The following is a 2,558-nucleotide window of genomic DNA, read 5'->3' on the forward strand; positions in this document are numbered from 1 at the left end:
GTTCTTCCAGGATGTCAGGTGTGAATAACGTGGCGCTTTGGACCGGAAAACAAGCTAGTCCGTACGTTCCCTTCGTAAATATTGCCCCGATTGTTGGTGGTACAAACGGAATCTCCCCGATCTTCCTGACAACGGTAGATGTTACCGGTGGTATCGGTTTGGATTTGAAAAACTGGGTGAAAAAACTGGATGCTTCCGGTGAACCTGTTCGCGATGAAAACGGCGATCCGATCCTCGAAGAAGCATATTCTGTTGCTACGGGAACAGTGTTGACGATTAATACAAAAACAAAGAAATTATATAACGGAGAAAAAGAGCTGATTGATATTTCAAAAGCGTTCACTCCGCAGAAAATGGAATTCATCAAAGCGGGTGGTTCCTACGCGATTGTTTTCGGTAAAAAGATCCAGACGTTCGCTGCGAAAACATTGGAAATGGAAACGCCGCTTGTATTTGCTCCGTCAAAAGAAGTTTCAGTTGAAGGACAAGGTTTAACTGCGGTAGAGAAAATCTTCAACAGAAATGCTGTTGGAATCACTCCGGGGAAAGTATTGCATGCCGGTTCGGATGTCCGCGTAGAAGTAAACATCGTAGGTTCGCAAGATACAACCGGGTTGATGACTGCTCAGGAATTGGAATCCATGGCTGCGACAGTGATTTCACCGATTGTTGACGGTGCATACCAAAGTGGTTGTCACACAGCTTCGGTTTGGGATAAAAAAGCGCAGGCAAATATCCCGAAACTCATGAAATTCATGAACGATTTCGGTTTGATCACAGCTCGTGACCCGAAAGGTGTTTATCATTCCATGACGGATGTAATCCACAAAGTGTTGAATGACATTACGATTGACGAGTGGGCGATCATTATCGGTGGTGACTCCCATACAAGAATGTCGAAAGGAGTAGCGTTCGGTGCTGACTCAGGTACAGTTGCTTTGGCACTTGCTACCGGAGAAGCTTCCATGCCGATTCCGGAATCCGTGAAAGTGACTTTCAAAGGAAATATGGAAGATTACATGGATTTCCGCGATGTGGTTCACGCTACACAAGCTCAGATGCTTCACCAATTTGGCGGTGAAAACGTATTCCAGGGACGAATCATTGAGGTTCATATCGGAACGTTGACAGCTGATCAGGCATTTACATTCACAGACTGGACGGCAGAAATGAAAGCGAAAGCATCTATCTGTATTTCGGAGGATGACACCTTAATCGAATCCTTGGAAATTGCGAAAAGCAGAATCAAGATCATGATCGACAAGGGCATGGACAACGGGAAACAAGTACTTCAGGGCTTGATCAATAAAGCAGATCACCGGATTGCTGAAATTAAATCGGGTGAAAAACCTGCTCTGACTCCGGATGCAAATGCGAAATATTACGCGGAAGTGGTGGTTGATCTGAACCAGATTGCTGAACCGATGATCGCCGATCCGGATGTAAACAATAAAGATGTTTCGAAACGCTATACACACGATACCATCCGTCCCTTGTCTTATTACGGAGGTGATAAAAAGGTAGATCTTGGATTTATCGGTTCGTGTATGGTTCACAAAGGAGATATGAAAATCCTTGCCCAGATGTTGAAGAACGTGGAAGCACAAAACGGAAAAGTGGAATTCAACGCGCCCCTGGTAGTTGCTCCGCCTACTTATAATATCGTGGATGAATTGAAAGCGGAAGGCGACTGGGAAGTATTGCAGAAATACTCCGGATTTGAGTTCAACGATGATGCTCCGAAGGGAGAAGCACGCACGAAGTACGAGAACATGTTGTACCTGGAACGTCCGGGATGTAACTTGTGTATGGGGAACCAGGAGAAAGCTGAAAAAGGTGATACGGTAATGGCAACTTCCACGCGTTTGTTCCAGGGAAGAGTCGTAGAAGATTCCGAAGGTAAAAAAGGAGAATCCTTGCTTTCATCTACGCCGGTTGTTGTTCTGTCAACGATTTTGGGTAGAACTCCGTCCATCGAAGAATACAAAAAGGCAGTAGAAGGAATCAACTTGACAAAGTTTGCTCCTTCACACAAGCTGTTGGCGAATTAATCAAAAAATACCAGATAATAGAAACCCCGGTCATTGAGAGAAATCGAAGTGCCGGGTTTTTTGTTTACTCCGAAATCATCAGATAATATCCGTCCGGGTCTCTCAATGTAAATTGATGTTGTCCGGAATTGGGGTTGAAGTGTGGTTCTTGATGAATGTTCGCATTTAGAAATTGAGCATTTTCCCAAATGTTAGTCAGATTGGTTACCCGTATATAAAGAATAAGACCGTTCCCGATCGGGATTTCCGGGTTTGCCATAGTTGGATGTTCATGTTCTCCCCACAGGTGTAAGCATAAAATGACCGTGCCGTCATGGTCAGTCAATATTTCAAACGTTTCACCACCATGACTGCTATTACAATCTAAAAGCTTTTGATACCATTCTGAGCTTTTGATTACACTCTTAACTGCAATGATTGGTTCTGTTCTTGTCATAAATAAATTGTTGTTATTAAATCTTGATTGAGAACTGTCTGAAAAAGGATACTTATTTCTATTTCTTGCTA

General features: G+C 43.6%; 2 protein-coding genes. One reads left to right on the top strand and one right to left on the bottom strand.

The genetic code is table 11. The features are described from left to right. The coding region (locus Q1V93_RS16880; protein WP_300666287.1) for an aconitase family protein at positions 1–2,051 on the top strand (2,051 nt) is incomplete at its 5' end. Between the two features lie 64 nt (positions 2,052–2,115). Here Q1V93_RS16880 and Q1V93_RS16885 read toward each other — a convergent pair. Continuing rightward, positions 2,116–2,558, bottom strand: a 443-nt coding sequence (locus Q1V93_RS16885) for a hypothetical protein (RefSeq protein ID WP_300666288.1), incomplete at its 5' end; no start/stop codon positions are given.

This window comes from Fluviicola sp., assembly GCF_030151805.1.
Taxonomy (GTDB): Bacteria; Bacteroidota; Bacteroidia; order Flavobacteriales_D; family Crocinitomicaceae; genus Fluviicola.